The organism is Pelomicrobium sp. P1 (assembly GCF_052805615.1).
On record NZ_JBRBEM010000007.1, the window covers coordinates 11,634 to 28,911 of the forward strand.

Consider the following 17,278-nt stretch of genomic DNA (forward strand, 5'->3'; position numbering starts at 1 on the left):
GAGAGGTAGACGGATGCTTCGGGTAGGTTTCGTAGGATGGCGCGGCATGGTGGGCTCGGTGCTCATGCAGCGCATGCGGGAAGAGAACGACTTCGACGCCATCGAGCCGGTGTTCTTCAGCACTTCCCAGGCGGGCGGCAAGGGGCCGGCCATCGGCCGGGACGTGCCGCCCCTCAAGGACGCCAAGGACCTTGAGGCCCTGCGGGCCATGGACGTGATCGTCACCTGCCAGGGAGGCGACTATACCGGCGAGGTGTATCCTAGGCTGCGCGCGGGCGGCTGGGATGGTTACTGGATCGACGCCGCCTCGACGCTTCGCATGGACAAGGACAGCGTCATCATCCTGGACCCGGTGAACATGCCGGTGATCGAAGACGCGCTCTCGCGGGGGGTCAAGAACTATATCGGCGGCAATTGCACCGTGAGCCTCATGCTAATGGCCATGGGCGGGCTGTTCCGCAACGGCCTGGTGGAGTGGATGACGGCTATGACTTACCAGGCCGCCTCCGGCGCCGGCGCCCAGAACATGCGGGAGCTGCTCGTTCAGATGGAGACCATCGCCGGGGCGGCGAAACCGCTGCTCGACGACCCGGCCTCCTCCATCCTGGAGATCGACCGGGTGGTGACCCATACCCTGCGCCGGCCGGATTTTCCCGCGGAGCATTTCCAGGTACCGCTGGCCGGAAGCCTGATTCCGTGGATCGACCGGGAGATGGGCAACGGCCAGAGCCGGGAGGAATGGAAAGGGCAAGCGGAGACCAACAAGATCCTGGGGCGTGAAGGCGAGCCCGTGCCGGTGGACGGCATCTGCGTGCGGGTGGGCGCCATGCGCTGCCACAGCCAGGCCCTCACCGTGAAGCTCAAAAAGGACGCGCCCCTGGACGAGGTCGAGGACATGCTCGCTTCGGCCAACGACTGGGTGAAGGTCGTCCCCAACCGGCGCGAGGACTCCATCCGCGAACTTACCCCGGCGGCGGTCAGCGGCACCCTGGCCATTGCGGTCGGGCGGTTGCGCAAGCTCAACATGGGGGGCGAGTACCTGGGCGCTTTCACCTGCGGCGATCAGCTCCTGTGGGGTGCCGCCGAGCCCCTGAGGCGGATGCTGCGCATCCTCCAGCAGGCTTGAAAGCTGGGCTCGATCATCGAAGGGCGGCAACGGGACAACCACCGCCTTGGATGCCGAGATTCTCCTCAGGCAACGCCCGAGTGAGGGTGGGAAGCGAGAGTTCAATTTAACTTGAATCCATAACTATTTGATGTACACTAGAACTTCAGAAAGCCCCCAGGGAGACGCGGCGTGGTGAAACTGATTTCAAGACTCGGGCTGTTGCTGGGTGCCCTGGGCCTGCCCGTGGTGGCGCTGGCCGCGGGGCTCGGCAAGCTCACCGTGCACTCGGCCCTCGGCGATCCTTTGCAGGCGGAAATCGAGATCGTCTCCGTCCGGAGTGACGAGCTCGCCTCCCTCCAGGCGCGCATCGCGCCCCCTTCCGCCTATAAGCAGGCCAACATCGATTACCAGCCGGGGCTCGCCTCGGTGCGGGCGAAGATCGAAACCCGCGCCGGCCGGCCGGTGGTGGTCCTCACCTCCACCCAGCCCATCACCGATCCTTTCCTCAACGTCCTGGTGGAGCTCACCTGGACCACCGGAGCGGTGACGCGAGAGTACACCTTCCTGCTGGATCCTCCTGCCTATGCAGCGCCCAAGCCGGCCGTGCCCGAGGTGAAGGAAGCCCGGCCGCAGGAAGCTCCGCCGCAGCCCGCACCGCCTTCCCGGGCGGCGCCAGCACCTTCTCCTGGACCGGCCCCGGTGGTGGCGGCCGCACCCGCCGAGCCCACTCCGGGAACCTACGGGCCCGTCCGACGGGGCGAGACTCTGAGCCAGATCGCCGAGCGCACCCGTCACCCGGGGGCGTCCCTGGAACAGATGCTGGTCGCCCTGTTCCGCTCCAACCCGGACGCCTTCATGGACAACAACATGAACCGGCTTAAGGCCGGGCCCATCCTGCGTGTCCCCAACCGGGAAGAGACGATGGCCATCGATCAGAAGGAGGCGGTGGCCGAGTTCCGCGCCCAGGTGGCGAGCTGGAAAGCCTACCGGGATCAGCTCGCTGCCGCCGCGGCGACCGTGGAATCGCCCGCGGGCGAAGGGCAGGCCGCCGCGGGCCAGGTGACGGCGGCGGTGGAAGAGAAGGGACAAGCCGAGCCGCCCAAGGAAGTGCTCAAACTCTCCAAGGCGGAAGCGGAGCTCGCCCCTGCGGGCCAGTCGCTGCAGGAGCGCATCCGCGCCCTGGAAGAGGAAAACGTCGCCAAGGAAAAGGCCCTCAAGGAGGCCCAGGAGCGGGTGGCCCTCCTGGAGAAGAATATCCAGGACATGCAAAAGCTCCTGGAGCTCAAGGGCCAACCCCTCGTGCCCACGGCCTCCGAGGCAGGGAAAACCGACGCACCCCAGGCGAAACCGGAGTCTGCCGCCCAGGCGGGCGCTGCGCCCCAGCCTCAAGTGAAGCCCGAGACCGCCCCCGCCGCGCCGGCGCCCCAGCCGCCGGCCCAAGCGGCCCCGGCGCCGGAGCAGCCCCGGCAGCAAGCGGCGCCGAAACCCGCTCCGCCGCCTCCCGCGGAACCGTCCCTGATGGAGACGCTCCTAGGTGAGCCCTTTTATCTGGCCGGGGCGGGTGGCGTGGTGGTGCTGCTCCTGGGCTGGGGGCTATACGCCAGCCGCAGGCGGCAGGCCGCGAGGGCCGCGCCCGAGGAGGTGTTCGCCGAGCCGGGAATCGACTCGGCTCCGGCCGCCGCCGCGGCTTCCCAGGAAGCTACGGCGCCCCTGTCGGCGGAGAGCACCGCGGCCGGGCCGGGTACCCTGGACGAAGTGGATCCCCTCCAGGAGGCGGAGGTCTATCTCACTTACCGGCGCGACGCCCAGGCCGAGGAGGTGCTCAAGGAAGCCCTCGCCAAGACGCCCAAGCGACCTGAGCTGTACCTCAAGCTGCTGGAGGTCTACAGCATGCGCCAGGACAAGGCCCAGTTCGAGGAGACGGCGCGCAGGCTGCAAGCCATCGCCCCAGGCACCCCTCACTGGGAAAAGGCCGTGGCCATGGGCCTCGCCCTGGATCCGACCAATCCCCTTTATGGGGGCACGCCCGCTCCGGCCGCTTCCGGCGCGGGGCTGGGCACGGTGGCCCTGGCGACGGAACGAAGCTTGGGGATGGACGTCGATTTCGACCTGGGTGGCAAGCTCCAGGCGGAAACGCCTCCGCAAAGACCGGCGCCGTCGGCCGAGGGCGAGAGGGCCGGGGTCGACACCAGCACGGTGGACTTCGAGATTACCTCCGGCGTGACCGCCGGCCATCAGAGGGAGATGAAGGCCGCCCGGGACGTGGACGAGAGCCTGAGCGTCAGCTTCGATCTCTCCGGGCTGGAACAGAGCCGCACGGGGGACCGTCCGGCGGGGCCCCAGGAATCCACCGCCACCAAGCTGGATTTCGATTTCAGCCTGGACCTGGGCGAGCCGGCGCAGGAGACCCCCGGCGGGGTGAAGGACGCCCACTGGCAGGAGGTGGCCACCAAGTTCGACCTGGCCAAGGCCTATAAGGAAATGGGCGACAAGGAGGGTGCCCGGGAGATCCTGCAGGAGGTCTTGCGGGAAGGCGACGAGCAGCAACGGCGCGACGCCCAGGCCCTCCTCGAAACCCTCTGAGGCGGCGGCACCATCCGGCCCCCCTCCCGCGAACGTCCGTCCGCGGGCGCTGGTATGATGGATTCCGTTGCCTGCGCTTCGCTTCCGGCCCGTGCTGCACGCTTACCCTGTGTTCCTGATCCACCCCGCCACCGCCTTGGCGGCCTGGCTCGGCGCCGCCCTTCTGTTCCAGCGCCTGGAGGGCGCGGCCTTGGCAGCAGGCTGCGGCCTGGTCTTCGGTCTCGCCCTCGCCGTGCAACCCCGCCGGTTCCTCGCGCTCCTGATGCGCAGCCGCTGGCTGCTGCTGGCGCTCCTCGTCGCTTACGCTTTTCTGGTGCCCGGGCACGAGTCGGCGGGATGGATAGCGGGGGGAGCGCAGGCGGCGCGGCTCGCTGCGTTGCTCGCTCTCCTGGCCCTGGTGCTGGGCGGCTATAGCTGGGAGGCGCTGCTCGCCGGGCTCTATGTCCTGCTCATGCCCCTGTCCTGGGTAGGGGCGAAGGCCGACCGGGTCGCGGTGCGACTCTGGCTCACCCTGCATTACGCCGAGGGGACGGGGGAGGCGGGGCGCCGGCCCTTCGCCGAGTTGGCCCGGCTGCCGGCCGGGTCCGATGCTCCCCCCGGGCCTGGCCGTGTGGTGCTGCCGGCCCAGCGGTTTTCCTGGCGCGACGCCTGCCTGCTGGCGACGCTCGCCGCCGCTTCCGCGTGGCTTGCCGCGTGAGAATCGCCCTCGGGCTGGAATACGACGGTAGCCGTTTCTGCGGCTGGCAGAGCCAGGCGGACGGCTGCTCGGTGCAGGACGCCCTGGAGCGGGCCCTGGGCGCCATCGCCGGCCATCCGGTGCGGGTGGTGGCGGCGGGGCGCACCGACGCCGGCGTCCATGCCCTGGCCCAGGTGGTGCATTTTGACACCCGAGCGGCGCGGCCGGAAAGCGCCTGGGTGCGGGGCACCAACACCCATTTGCCGGCCTCGGTGGCGGTGTTGTGGGCCCGGCCGGTGGCAGAGGATTTCCACGCCCGCTTCAGCGCCCGGGAGCGCAGCTACCGCTACCTGCTGTTGAATCACCCTGTGCGCCCCGGGGTGGCAAGCGGCCGGGTGGGCTGGTTTCACCAAGCTCTGGACCTGGAGCGCATGCGGGAAGCGGCCCGCCACCTCGTCGGAGAGCACGATTTCAGCGCCTTCCGCTCGTCGGAGTGCCAGGCGCGCACGCCGGTGCGCACCCTCTCGCAGCTGGCGATCCGGCGCGAGGGATCCCTTCTCGTCTTCGACTTCCGGGCCAACGCATTCCTTCATCATATGGTGAGGAACATCCTGGGCTGCCTGGTGTACGTGGGCAAGGGCGCCTATCCTCCCGAGTGGCTGGCCCAGGTCCTGAAAGGCCGCGATCGGGCGCTTGGGGCGCCCACGTTTCCCGCCGATGGCCTGTATTTCTCGGGCGTGCGCTACGAGCCGCGCTGGAACCTGCCCGCGGGCTGGGCGCGAGACGCCGTGCTCCCTTTCGAATCGATTCCAGCGATGGCCCTGGAGGACGGGTGACGGCGGTCAAAATCTGCGGCATCACCCGGGCCGAGGACGCCCAGTCCGCCGCCCGCCTGGGGGCCCACGCGATCGGGTTCGTGTTCTACGACCAAAGCCCGCGCTTCATCGACCCCCAGCGGGCCGCCGCCATTGCCCGGGCGGTGCCGCCGTTCGTGACCTGCGTGGGGCTGTTCGTGGACCCGGAGCCGGCCTGGGTGCGGGAGGTGCTGGGCGTTGTGCCCCTGCAGCTTCTCCAGTTCCATGGGGACGAGCCCCCCGAGTTCTGCGCCCGCTTCGGCCTTCCCTACGTCAAGGCGGCGCGGGTCCGGCCGGAACTCGATCTGCTAAAATATTTTATTCGTTATCGCGAGGCTCGGGGGCTTCTGCTGGACGCTTACCGGCCCGGCGTCCCGGGCGGTACGGGGGAGCGCTTCGACTGGTCCCTGGTGCCCCAGGGGTTGCCGCTCCCGGTGATCCTGTCCGGGGGGCTCACGCCCGAGAACGTGGCCGAGGCGATCCAGGCGGTGCGGCCCTGGGCCGTGGACGTCTCGAGCGGCGTGGAAGCGGACAAGGGGATCAAGGACGCGGCGAAGATCGCCGCCTTCATCGAAAGGGTCCGGAATGCAGATGTACGACTTGCCCGATAAGGCCGGCCATTTCGGTCCTTACGGCGGCGTGTTCGTGGCCGAGACGCTGATGGCGGCACTGGAAGAGCTCAAGACCCAGTACGAGCGGCTGCGTCACGATCCCGAGTTTCAGGCGGAGCTGGCCGACGAGCTGCGCCATTACGTGGGCCGTCCCAGCCCGATCTATCACGCCCGGCGCTGGTCCCGGGAGCTGGGCGGGGCGCAGATCCTGCTGAAACGCGAAGACCTCAACCATACCGGCGCCCACAAGATCAACAACACCGTGGGCCAAGCCCTGCTCGCGCGGCGTATGGGCAAGCCCCGGGTGATCGCCGAGACGGGGGCCGGGCAGCACGGGGTAGCAACCGCCACCGTGGCCGCCCGCTACGGCATGGAGTGCGTGGTGTACATGGGCTCGGAAGACGTGAAGCGCCAGGCGCCCAACGTGTTTCGCATGAAGCTCCTGGGCGCTACCGTGGTGCCGGTGGAGAGCGGCTCCAAGACCCTCAAGGACGCCCTCAACGAGGCCATGCGGGACTGGGTCACCCACGTGGACGACACCTTCTACATCATCGGCACCGTGGCGGGCCCCCATCCCTATCCCATGATGGTGCGGGACTTCCAGACGGTCATCGGGCAGGAGGCCAAAAGCCAAATGCTGGAACAGTTCGGGCGCCAGCCCGATGTCCTGATCGCTTGCGTGGGTGGCGGCTCCAACGCCATCGGCCTGTTCCATCCCTACCTGGGCGAGCCCCGGGTGCGCATGATCGGTGTGGAGGCGGGCGGTCACGGCCTGGATAGTGGTCGCCACGCGGCGACCCTGTGCGCAGGTAGGCCGGGCGTCCTGCACGGCAATCGCACCTATCTCCTCCAGGATGAGGACGGCCAGATCCTGGAGACCCACTCCATCTCTGCCGGGCTGGATTACCCGGGAGTGGGGCCGGAGCACGCCTGGCTCAAGGACAGCGGCCGGGCCGAGTACGTGGCGGTCACCGACGAGGAGGCACTGGAGGCCTTCCACGCCTTGTGCCGGTACGAGGGCATCATCCCGGCCCTGGAATCGGCCCACGCCCTGGCGTACGCGGCGAGATTGGCGCCCACCCTGTCCAAGGACGCCCTGCTGCTGGTGAATCTCTCCGGCCGCGGCGACAAGGACATCAACACCGTGGCCAGCCGCTGCGGAATCAGCCTCTAAAACCGCCGCGGACGCAAGCGTCATGTCACGCATCGGCGCCGCCTTCGAGCGACTCCAGCGGCAGGGCCGCAAGGCCTTGATCCCTTTCGTCACCGCGGGAGATCCCGAGCCCCGGCTCACCCTTCCCATCCTGGAGGCCCTGGTGGCGGGGGGTGCCGACGTGATCGAGCTGGGGGTGCCTTTTTCCGACCCCATGGCCGACGGCCCCGTTATCCAGCGCGCTTCCGAGCGGGCCCTCAAGCAGGGGATCACCCTGCGTCAGGTGCTCGGCCTGGTGGAGGCGTTCCGCCGGCTCGACGGGGAGACGCCCGTGGTGCTCATGGGCTACGCCAACCCCATTGAGGCGATGGGCTATGACGTCTTCGTCGAGCAGGCGCGAGCGTGCGGGGTGGATGGGGTGCTGGTGGTGGACTATCCTCCCGAGGAGGGGGAGGCGCTGGCGCGGCGGCTCACGGCTGCGGAGGTCGACCCCATCTATCTTCTCTCCCCCACCACCCCCGAGGCCCGCATCGCCCAGGTAGCGCGGCTTGCTCGCGGCTACGTCTATTACGTCTCCCTGAAGGGAGTGACCGGCGCTTCCCACCTGGACCTGGACGACGTGCGTTCCCGCATCGCCGTCCTGCGGCGGAGCATCCGGCTCCCCATCGGCGTGGGCTTTGGCATCCGGGACGCCCGGACCGCGCGCGCGGTGGCGGAGGTGGCGGACGCGGTGGTGGTGGGCAGCCGCATCGTCCAGGAGATCGAGGACTCGCCCCGGGACGTCGTGCTGGCCCGGGTGCGGACCCTGGTGGCGAGCCTGCGGGAAGGCATGGACCAGGGCGCCGCGGCCCCGGGGAGGGTCCCGTGAGCTGGCTCCGCAAGCTCCTTCCTCCCAAGATCAAGCGCCGGGACGTGGGCGGCCGGCGCGGAGTGCCGGAGGGCTTGTGGAGCAAGTGCGAGGCGTGCGAGGCGGTGCTGTATTACTCCGACCTGGAGAAGAATCTCAACGTCTGCCCCAAATGCAACCACCACAATCGGCTCGGGGCGCGGGAGCGATTGAACCTGCTGCTGGATCCGGAGGGGCGTTTTGAGATCGGCGCCGAAGTGGTGCCGGTGGATGCGCTTAAGTTCAAAGACAGCAAGCGCTACACCGAGCGGCTCCAGGAGGCGCAGGCGGAAACCGGCGAGGACGACGCCCTGGTGGTGATCCAGGGCAGCGTCAAGACGGTGCCCCTGGTGGCGGCCGCCTTCGAGTTCGATTTCATGGGCGGCTCCATGGGCTCGGTGGTGGGGGAGCGTTTCGTGCGGGGGGTGCGGGCCTGTCTGGAGGGAAACCTTCCCTACGTCTGCTTCACCGCCACCGGGGGCGCGCGCATGCAGGAGGGGCTCTTTTCCCTCATGCAGATGGCCAAGACCAACGCCGCCCTGGGCAAGCTCGCCGAGGCACGGCTGCCGTTCATCTCCGTGCTCACCGATCCCACCATGGGGGGCGTCTCGGCCAGCTTCGCCATGATCGGCGACGTGGTAATCGCCGAGCCCGGGGCCCTGATCGGTTTCGCCGGCCCCCGGGTGATCGAGCAGACGGTGCGGGAGACCCTGCCCGAGGGGTTCCAGCGCTCGGAGTTTCTCCTGGAGCACGGGGCTATCGACCTGATCGTGGACCGGCGCCGGATGCGGGACACCCTGGCGAGCCTGGTCACCCTGCTTATGCGCGCCCCGGCCGTTTGAACCCTTCCTCCGTCCCGGATCGATTCCGGCCGTTTCCCTGCGGATCAATTCCATGCCCAGCGAATTCCCTTCCATGTCCGCCCTCGGCCCCGGGGCGAGCCTCGCCCAATGGCTCGCCCGTCTCGAGCAGGGGACTGCCCGGGTCATCGAAATGGGGCTGGACCGGGTATCCCGGGTCTGGAAGACCCTCGGGCTCGTGCCGCCGTTTCCGGTGATCACCGTGGGCGGCACCAACGGCAAGGGCTCCGTGTGCGCCCTGCTGGAATCCATCTATGCCTGCGCCGGCTACCGGGTGGGGCTTTACACCTCCCCCCATCTGCTGCGCTACAACGAGCGGGTCCGGGTGGCGCAACGGGAGGCGGCCGACGAGGCCCTGGTGGAGGCGTTCCGCCGGATCGAGGCGGCCCGGGGCTCGACGCCCCTTACCTACTTCGAGTTCGGCACCCTGGCGGCCATGCTCATCTTCATCGAGTCCCGGGTGGATGTGGCGGTCCTGGAGGTGGGGCTGGGTGGGCGCCTGGACGCGGTCAATATCTTCGACAACGACTGCGCGGTGGTGACCTGCATCGACTTCGACCACATGGAATACCTCGGCAACACCCGGGAGGAGATCGGCTTCGAGAAGGCGGGCATCTTCAAGCGCGGACGCGCGGCAGTATGCGCCGACCCGGATCCGCCGGCCGTGATTGAGACCCACGCCCGGGACGTGGGCACCGACCTGCTGCAGATCGGGCGCGACTTCGGCTACACCGCGGAAGGGGCCCACTGGACCTACTGGGGTTACGGCGTGCGGCGGGCTGGCCTGCCACGCCCGGCCCTCGCCGGCGGCTACCAATTGCGCAACGCCGCCGCCGCCCTGGCGGTGGTGGACGAGCTTAAAGAACGGCTGCCGGTGGCGGCGGGGGACATCCGGCGCGGCCTGGTGGAGGTTCGCCTGCCGGGCCGGTTCCAGGTGCTGCCGGGCCGACCGGTGGTGGTGCTGGACGTGGCCCACAACCCCCACGCGGCCCGGGCCCTGGCGGAAAACCTGGCGAGCCAGGGGCGCTTCCGTACCACCTTCGCCGTGATCGGCATGTTCAAGGACAAGGACATCCTGGGCGTCGCCCGGGCGCTCAAGCCCCGGGTGGACGTGTGGCTCGCCGCCACCCTGCCGGGGGAGCGGGGCGCCAGCGCCGAGCGCATCGTCCAAGCCCTGCGGGACGCGGGGGCGGAAGGGGAGGTACGCGCCTTCTCCCAGCCTGCCGCCGCCTTCGCCGAGGCTTCGGCCCGGGCGAGGGAGGATGATAGAATCGTGGTGTTCGGCTCCTTTCTTACCGTCGCCGAGATCATGCAGGTTCACGCGCAAGCGGGCGAGCCCAGGCCTTCCATCCCGGCCTCCTAGATGGCGAAAGCGCTCAGCAGCGAAGAGCTACAGTTCAGGAAGCGCGCGCGCAGAAGGCTGATCGGCGCCATCGCCCTGGTCTTGATCGCTGTGGTGGTGCTGCCCATGGTGCTCGAGCGGGAGCCCCGCCCCGTCTCCCAATCCATCGAGATCCGCATCCCCTCCCAGGAGACGGCGCCGCCCCTGGTGGCGCCCGCACCGCCCAAGGAGGCGGGGACGGTGAGCCGCCCGCCGGCGGCTTTGTCCTCCGCCATTGCGCCGCCCGGGGCCGCCGCGCCGGCCACCCCGAAGGAGAAGCCGGACGGGGTGCAGGCCGGTGTCGCCCCGGCGCCACCGGAGCCGGCACGAGAGGCCAGGTCCGCTGAGGCCAGGTCCGCTGCGCCAGAATCCAGGGAAAGGACGAAGGCGACCGCCGAGAACCGGGCGTGGGAAACTTCCGGCGCCTACGTGGTCCAGGTGGGGGCCTTCTCCAGCGCGGAAAATGCCAAGCAGTTGAAAGACAAGCTTTCTGCCAACGGCATCCAGGCCTATACTGAGACCGTCGCGACGGCCAAGGGAAAGCAGGTGCGGGTCCGGGCGGGTCCCTTCCCGACCCGGGAGGCAGCGGAACAGACCCTCGCCAGGCTGGAACGGCTGGGCCTGAACGGCATCATCGCTTCCCCGTGAAGGCAGGGAAAAGGCCATGAGTGCGGGTTTCCGGAACGGGTTACGCCGGCGCGAATGACTGCATTCGATTACCTGGTGCTGGGAATCGTCGGGCTGTCGGTGCTGGTGAGCGTCCTGCGGGGCGCGGTGAGGGAAGTGATGGCCCTGGGAGGATGGGTGGCCGCCTTCTTGGTGGCGAACGCCTTCACCGCCCCCGTGGCGGAGGCGTTGCCGGTAGCGTTGCCCGGCGCGTCCCTGCGCCTGCTCCTGGCGTTCCTGCTGCTTTTCGTTGCCACTCTGGTGCTCTCGGCCCTCGTCACCCTGGCAGTGGCGGAACTCGTCAAGGTGGCGGGATTGTCCCTCCTCGACCGGGGCATGGGCGCCCTGTTCGGCCTGGCCCGGGGCGTGCTCATCGTGCTGGTGGGCGTGCTGCTGGCGGGCCTCACCTCGGTGCCGCGGGAGCCGTTCTGGCGGGAAGCGACCTTGAGCGCCCCGCTGGAGGGACTGGCGAGCAGCGTCAAGAACTGGCTGCCGCAGAAGCTGTCTCAGCAAATCCGTTTCCGGGAGGCAGAGCCCGTGGGCGGCGGCTGAATGGGGGTGACGGAAGCATGTGCGGCATCATCGGCGTAGTGGCCCGCGGGCCGGTCAACCAGTTGTTGTACGACGGGCTGCTGGTGCTGCAACACCGCGGCCAGGATGCGGCCGGCATCGTCACGGCCGAGGGCAACACCTTCCACATGCACAAGGGCCCGGGACTGGTGCGGGACGTGTTCCGCACCCGCAACATGCGGGCCCTCACGGGCAACATGGGCATCGCCCACTGCCGCTATCCCACCGCGGGCTCGGCCGAGTCCGCGGCGGAAGCCCAGCCCCTGTACGTGAATTCCCCCTTCGGCCTCGTGCTCGGCCACAACGGCAATCTCACCAACTCGGAGCAGCTCAAGCAGGAGATGTTCCGCCAGGACCTGCGCCACATCAACACCAACTCCGATTCGGAGGTGCTGCTCAATGTGCTGGCCCACGAGCTACAGGAGTGTACCGTCAACCACCGGCTGGATCTGCCCACCATTTTCCGCGCGGTGGAGGGGGTGCACCGCCGCTGCCGCGGCGCCTACGCCTGCGTGGCGATGATCGCCGGCTACGGGCTGCTCGCCTTCCGCGATCCCCTGGGCATCCGTCCCCTGGTGGTGGGCCAGGCCCACACGCACCAGGGCACCGAGTACCTGGTGGCCTCCGAGAGCGTGGCGCTGGACACCCTGGGCTTCAAGCTCACCCGGGACGTGGACCCGGGGGAGGCCATCTTCATCGACGTGGACGGCAACTTCTACAGCAAGCAGTGCGCCAAGCGCTGGTCACGCAACCCGTGCATCTTCGAATACGTCTACCTGGCGCGTCCGGACTCGGTCATGGACGGGGTGTCGGTGTACGAGGCCCGGCTCAACATGGGGGTGGCGCTGGCCGAGAAGATCAAGCGGGAGATGCGCCACCTGGACATCGACGTGGTGATCCCGATACCTGATTCCAGCCGCCCGGCAGCGCTGCAACTGGCGAACCGCCTGGGCATCGATTTCCGCGAGGGCTTCGTCAAGAACCGCTACATCGGCCGCACCTTCATCATGCCGGGGCAGTCGATCCGCAAGAAGTCGGTGCGGCACAAGCTGAACGCCATCAACGTGGAGTTCCGGGACAAGAACGTGCTGTTAGTGGACGACTCCATCGTGCGCGGCACCACCAGCCGGGAGATCGTGCAGATGGCCCGGGAGGCAGGGGCGCACAAGGTGTACTTCGCCTCGGCCGCGCCGCCGGTGCGCTACCCCAACGTCTACGGCATCGACATGCCCACCCGGGAGGAGCTGATCGCCAACGGACGCGAGCCGGAGGAGATCGCCCGGGAAATCGGCGCTGACCATCTCATCTACCAGGACCTGGAAGCCTTGAAGGAGGCGGTGCGCAAGGTCAATCCCAAGCTCGTATCCTTCGAAACCTCCTGTTTCGACGGCTGCTACATTACCGGAGACGTGACCCCCGAGTACCTGAGCTTTCTCGAGGCCCGGCGCGGGCGCGGCGCCCAGGCGGCCCAGGAGGCCGCCCAGCTCGACCTGAACCTCGTCACCGTCGATTGAGAGCCGGCTCCCGATTGACAAGCGGGGGCTTCCAGCGTACCTTGCCTCGAAGCGCCGATTTGACCGTCAGCTTGCGGGCGCTCAACAAATGCCGCTAAAGCGAGGGAAACCCGTCTCCGTCGCTGGCTGAGCGGGTTTTTTTATTGCCTTGCAGGCAGGTGCCAAGATGGCAGAGGAATTCGATTTCGAGACCCGGGCGCTGCGCACCGGAATCCACCGCAGCCAGTTCAACGAGCATTCCGAGGCCCTGTACCTCACCTCCAGCTTCGTCTTCGACAACGCCGCCCAGGCGGCGGCGCGCTTCGCCCAACAGGAGCCGGGCTACATCTACTCCCGCTTCACCAACCCCACGGTCACCGCGTTCGAAGAGCGGCTGGCAGCCCTGGAAGGGGCGCCCTGCTGCCTCGCCACCGCCTCCGGCATGGCGGCCATTCTGGCCACGGTCATGGGGCTCATGCGCTCGGGCGAGCATATCGTCGCCTCCCACAGCATCTTCGGCGCCACGGTGCAGCTCTTCACCCAGGTGCTCCCCAAGTTCGGGGTGGAGACCACCTTCGTCTCGGCCACCGACCCGGCCGAATGGGCCCGGGCGGTGCGGCCCAACACCCGGCTGCTCTTCGTGGAAACGCCGTCCAATCCCCTCACCGAGATCTCGGACCTTCGGGCCCTGGCGGAAGTGGCCCGTTCGGCGGGGGCATGGCTGGCGGTGGACAACTGCTTCTGCACCCCCGTACTGCAGCGCCCCTTCGAGCTGGGCGCGGACCTGGTCATCCACTCGGCCACCAAGTACCTGGACGGCCAGGGGAGGGTGCTGGGCGGCGCGGTGCTGGGTCCGCGGGAGCTGGTGATGGACGGCGTGTACCCGTTCCTGCGGACTGCGGGCCCCAGCATGAGCCCGTTCAACGCCTGGGTGATCCTCAAGGGGCTGGAGACGCTGAAGCTGCGCATGCGGGCCCATTCCGACAACGCCCTGCGCCTGGCCCGGTGGCTGGAGGCTCAGCCCGCGGTGGAGCGGGTCTACTACCCGGGGCTGCCCAGCCATCCCCAGCACGCCCTGGCGATGCGCCAGCAGGCCACGGGGGGCGGCATCGTCTCCTTCGTGGTCAAAGGCGGGCGCGAAGCGGCGTGGCGGGTGATCGATTCCACCCGCATGATTTCCATCACCGCCAACCTGGGCGACGTCAAGACCACCATCACCCACCCGGCCACCACCACCCACGGCCGCATCAGCCCGGAAGCGCGGGCGGCGGCGGGCATCGGCGAGGGGCTGCTGCGGCTCGCGGTGGGACTGGAATCGGTGGCCGACCTCCAGGCGGATCTGGCCCGGGGCCTGGCCCAGATCGCCTGAGTCGTGGCCGCTGCGCGGGACGCCGTCCATCGTCAGCGGGTCCTGGTCCAGGCCCTGTTACGGCCCGGCGCCTATCCCCATCCGGCCGCGGACCTCAAGCTCCTCGAGACCCACATCTCTTTCGTCATCCTCGCCGGCCCCTACGCCTACAAGATCAAGAAGCCTCTTAACCTGGGCTTCCTCGATTTCAGCGCCCTGGCCCAGCGCCGCCACTACTGCGAGGAGGAGCTGCGGCTCAACCGCCGCCTGGCCCCCGAGCTCTACCTGGAAGTGGTGGCGGTGCGGGGAGATCCACGAGCGCCCGCTTTTTCCGGCGAGGGAGCCGTCCTCGAGTACGCGGTCAAGATGCGCCGCTTCGACCAGGAGGCCCTGCTCGACCGGATCGCCGCCCGGGAGGGCCTGGCGGACGAGTGGGGGGAGCGCCTCGCGGCGCGGGTGGCGGCGTTCCACCGGCAGGCCGCGGTGGCGGAGGAAGGCGCACCGTACGGGACGCCCGCCGCGGTGGTGGCGCCGGCGGCGGAGAACTTCGCCCAGCTCCTGGTGCTGTGCCCCGAGCCGGCCCTCAAGGCGCGGCTCGAGGCCCTGCAGGCCTGGACCGAGGCCGAGGCGGCGCGCCTCCTCCCGGCGTTCCGGCAGCGCCTTGCGGCCGGGGCGGTGCGGGAATGCCACGGGGACCTGCACCTGGGCAACATGGCCCTGGTGGACGGGGACATCGTCATCTTCGACTGCATCGAATTCGATCCGAGCCTGCGCTGGATCGACGTCATGAACGAGGCGGCCTTCCTGGTCATGGACCTCCACCACCGGGGCCAGGCCCGCGTCGCGCGGCGCTTTCTCAACCGCTACCTGGAAGAGACGGGGGACTATGGGGGCGTTACGGTGCTGCGCTTCTATCTCGTCTACCGGGCCCTGGTGCGGGCCAAGATCGCCGCGATCCGCGCCCGCCAGCCGGGGCTTCCGGACGAAGAGCGCGCCGCCCAGCAGGGGGAGTGCGCCGCGTACGTGGAACTGGCCGAGCGCTTCTGCCGGCATGCGGAGAGGCTGCTGATCCTCACCTGCGGCGTGTCGGCCTCGGGCAAGAGCCGCTTCACCCGAAGGCTTCTGCCGCTGATCGACGCCATTCGCGTGCGCACCGACGTGGAGAGGAAGCGCTTGGCGGGCCTCGAGCCCACGAGCCGAAGCGGCTCCGGCCTGGAGGCGGATCTGTACGCGCTGGAGGTCACCCAGCGCGTTTACGAGCACGTGGCGCGGCTTTGCCTCGCCATCGGGCGGGCCGGTTGGATCGCCATCGCCGACGGCACCTTCCTCAAGCGCTGGCAGCGGACCCTCGTCACCGACGCGGCCCGGGCCGCGGGGCTGCGCTGCGTGGTGCTGGAATTCATCGCGGCGGAAGGAGTTTTGCGGGAGCGGGTGCGTCGGCGGCTGGCGAAGGGGACCGACGTCTCGGAGGCGGACGAACGGGTCTTGGAGAGGCAACTGGCCCAGCGGGAACCCATGGACGAAGGGGAGGCGGACCGGGTGCTGCGCTTCGACACGGGGGAGCGGCCCGATCCCGATCCGCAGGAGGTGCTGGAGCGCATCCGCGCCTGAGTCGGGTCCTTGGCGAGCGCCCTCTCCACGCTTACCGGAGGCTCAATGGAGGGCGACCGCCCGGCAGCCCGAGGCATCCACTCGCAGGAAGCCGCCCCGCTCCTCGTCCCAGTCGGTGAGCACCCAGCGCTCGCAGGAGCGCCCGTCCACCCGGTGCAAGTGGCGCGCCGGCCGGTGGGTGTGGCCGTGGATCAGGCGCGGGTAGCTGTGGCGCCTCAAGACCTCCTCCACCGCCGCGGGCGTCACGTCCATGATGGCTTCGCTTTTCTCCCCCTTCGCCCGGGCGCTCTCTTCCCGGAGGCTGCGCACCAGCGCCCGCCGCTCGGCCAGAGGCCTGGCGAGGAAGGCCCTCTGGTAGGCGGGATCGCGCACCTGGGCGCGGAACGCCTGGTAAGGCTTGTCGTCCAGGCACAGGGTGTCGCCGTGCATGAGGAGGGTGGACGTGCCATAGAGCTCCACCTGGGTGGGGTCGGCGATGAGCCGCGCTCCCGCCGCCGCGGCCCAGCGGCCGTCCACCAGAAAGTCCCGGTTGCCGTGGAGAAAGAGAATCTCGACGCCCGCCTGGGCGGTTTCGGCCAGGGCTCGGGTGATCCGGGCGTTGAAGGGGTCTTCCAGATCGTCGTCCCCGATCCAGTACTCGAAGAGATCGCCGAGGATGTAGAGCGAGCGCGCCCCCCGGGCTTCCTCTTGCAGGAAGCGGAAGAAGCGCTCGGCCGTGCGGGGGCGTTCCTCGGCCAGGTGCAGGTCGGAGATGAAAAGGGCAGCGTCCATGGCGGGGCGGCCGGTGGATTTATTCCTCCCACGCCTTCTCGATCACCACCTCTTCCACCGGCACGTCCCGGTGGAGGCCGTGGGATCCCGTTTCGACCCCCTTGATCATGTCCACCACGTCGCGGCCCGCCACCACCCGCCCGAACACGCAATAGCCCCAGCCCTGGGGGGTGGGGGACGTGAAATCGAGGAAGGCGTTGTCGGCCACGTTGATGAAGAACTGGGAGGTGGCCGAGTGGGGATCGGAGGTGCGGGCCATGGCGATGGTGTAGGTTTCGTTCTTGAGGCCGTTGTCGGCCTCGTTGCGGATGGGCGCCTGGGTGGCCTTCTGGCGCATGCCCGGGGCGAAGCCGCCGCCCCGGATCATGAAACCGTCGATAACCCGGTGGAAGAGGGTGTTGTCGTAGAAGCCGCTGCGCACGTAGGAGAGGAAGTTCTCCACCGTCGCCGGGGCCCGCGCGGCGTCGAGCTCCAAGGCGATCTCGCCGAAGCGGGTTTTCATCTTGACCATGAGAAGCTCCTTTACTCTCGCGGGCGGGGCCGGTGGTCCCAGCCCCGCGCCGGGTGGGAGGGGGCCCGGGGGTGCCGGGGCGGCGCAGGCGCCGTGATATACTTTTTATTGTTTATCCGGCGGTTACTTCTGAGCCGGAATTCTATCTCATGCGCTTCCTCTAAGATACCGGACCTGCTCCCCGGCGGACCAGCGA

16 protein-coding genes are annotated in these 17,278 nt (G+C 68.9%); 14 read left to right on the forward strand and 2 right to left on the reverse strand.

Going from position 1 to position 17,278, the window contains the following annotated elements:
* The first annotated feature begins 13 nt into the window (after window positions 1–13).
* From asd to ACUVYZ_RS08330, 14 genes are all read left to right on the forward strand, one after another.
* Window positions 14–1,126: an aspartate-semialdehyde dehydrogenase gene (asd, locus tag ACUVYZ_RS08265; protein WP_439934137.1), complete on the forward strand. Its 1,113-nt coding sequence runs from the start codon at window positions 14–16 to the stop codon at window positions 1,124–1,126.
* Between the two features lie 171 nt (window positions 1,127–1,297).
* Complete coding sequence (locus tag ACUVYZ_RS08270; RefSeq protein WP_439934138.1) at window positions 1,298–3,691, forward strand: FimV/HubP family polar landmark protein; 2,394 nt, start codon at window positions 1,298–1,300, stop codon at window positions 3,689–3,691.
* A gap of 67 nt (window positions 3,692–3,758) precedes the next feature.
* Entirely contained in the window at window positions 3,759–4,388 is a 630-nt protein-coding gene (locus tag ACUVYZ_RS08275) for a hypothetical protein (RefSeq protein ID WP_446033051.1), read from the forward strand.
* Entirely contained in the window at window positions 4,385–5,203 is an 819-nt protein-coding gene (gene truA, locus ACUVYZ_RS08280; protein ID WP_439934140.1) for a tRNA pseudouridine(38-40) synthase TruA, read from the forward strand. Before ACUVYZ_RS08275 ends, truA begins: the two co-directional genes overlap by 4 nt.
* A complete protein-coding gene (locus ACUVYZ_RS08285) occupies window positions 5,200–5,832 on the forward strand; it encodes a phosphoribosylanthranilate isomerase (protein WP_439934141.1) in 633 nt (210 codons plus the stop codon). Before truA ends, ACUVYZ_RS08285 begins: the two co-directional genes overlap by 4 nt.
* Complete coding sequence (trpB, locus tag ACUVYZ_RS08290; protein WP_439934142.1) at window positions 5,807–7,006, forward strand: tryptophan synthase subunit beta; 1,200 nt, start codon at window positions 5,807–5,809, stop codon at window positions 7,004–7,006. The genes ACUVYZ_RS08285 and trpB overlap by 26 nt, the downstream gene beginning before the upstream one ends.
* A 22-nt stretch (window positions 7,007–7,028) precedes the next feature.
* Entirely contained in the window at window positions 7,029–7,853 is an 825-nt protein-coding gene (trpA, locus tag ACUVYZ_RS08295) for a tryptophan synthase subunit alpha (RefSeq protein WP_439934143.1), read from the forward strand.
* Window positions 7,850–8,713 (forward strand): acetyl-CoA carboxylase, carboxyltransferase subunit beta, encoded by an 864-nt coding sequence (gene accD, locus ACUVYZ_RS08300; protein ID WP_439934144.1) that lies wholly within the window; start codon window positions 7,850–7,852, stop codon window positions 8,711–8,713. The genes trpA and accD overlap by 4 nt, the downstream gene beginning before the upstream one ends.
* Before the next feature lie 52 nt (window positions 8,714–8,765).
* Complete coding sequence (gene folC, locus ACUVYZ_RS08305) at window positions 8,766–10,094, forward strand: bifunctional tetrahydrofolate synthase/dihydrofolate synthase (protein ID WP_439934145.1); 1,329 nt, start codon at window positions 8,766–8,768, stop codon at window positions 10,092–10,094.
* Window positions 10,095–10,760 (forward strand): SPOR domain-containing protein, encoded by a 666-nt coding sequence (locus tag ACUVYZ_RS08310; RefSeq protein WP_439934146.1) that lies wholly within the window; start codon window positions 10,095–10,097, stop codon window positions 10,758–10,760.
* Between the two features lie 54 nt (window positions 10,761–10,814).
* A complete protein-coding gene (locus tag ACUVYZ_RS08315) occupies window positions 10,815–11,330 on the forward strand; it encodes a CvpA family protein (RefSeq protein WP_439934147.1) in 516 nt (171 codons plus the stop codon).
* A 17-nt stretch (window positions 11,331–11,347) separates the two neighbouring features.
* Window positions 11,348–12,862, forward strand: a complete 1,515-nt coding sequence (gene purF, locus ACUVYZ_RS08320; protein ID WP_439934148.1) for an amidophosphoribosyltransferase — start codon at window positions 11,348–11,350, stop codon at window positions 12,860–12,862.
* A gap of 166 nt (window positions 12,863–13,028) precedes the next feature.
* Window positions 13,029–14,210, forward strand: coding sequence for an O-succinylhomoserine sulfhydrylase (locus tag ACUVYZ_RS08325; RefSeq protein ID WP_439934149.1), 1,182 nt, complete (start codon window positions 13,029–13,031; stop codon window positions 14,208–14,210).
* A gap of 3 nt (window positions 14,211–14,213) precedes the next feature.
* Entirely contained in the window at window positions 14,214–15,800 is a 1,587-nt protein-coding gene (locus ACUVYZ_RS08330; protein ID WP_439934150.1) for a bifunctional aminoglycoside phosphotransferase/ATP-binding protein, read from the forward strand.
* A gap of 42 nt (window positions 15,801–15,842) precedes the next feature.
* Here ACUVYZ_RS08330 and ACUVYZ_RS08335 read toward each other — a convergent pair whose 3' ends face one another.
* Both ACUVYZ_RS08335 and ACUVYZ_RS08340 read right to left on the reverse strand, forming a co-directional pair.
* The gene (locus tag ACUVYZ_RS08335) at window positions 15,843–16,571 is read right to left on the reverse strand and encodes a UDP-2,3-diacylglucosamine diphosphatase (RefSeq protein WP_439934151.1); all 729 of its coding nucleotides are present in this window, start codon (window positions 16,569–16,571) and stop codon (window positions 15,843–15,845) included.
* 19 nt (window positions 16,572–16,590) lie between these two features.
* Entirely contained in the window at window positions 16,591–17,082 is a 492-nt protein-coding gene (locus ACUVYZ_RS08340) for a peptidylprolyl isomerase (protein WP_439934152.1), read from the reverse strand.
* Window positions 17,083–17,278: the final 196 nt, after the last annotated feature.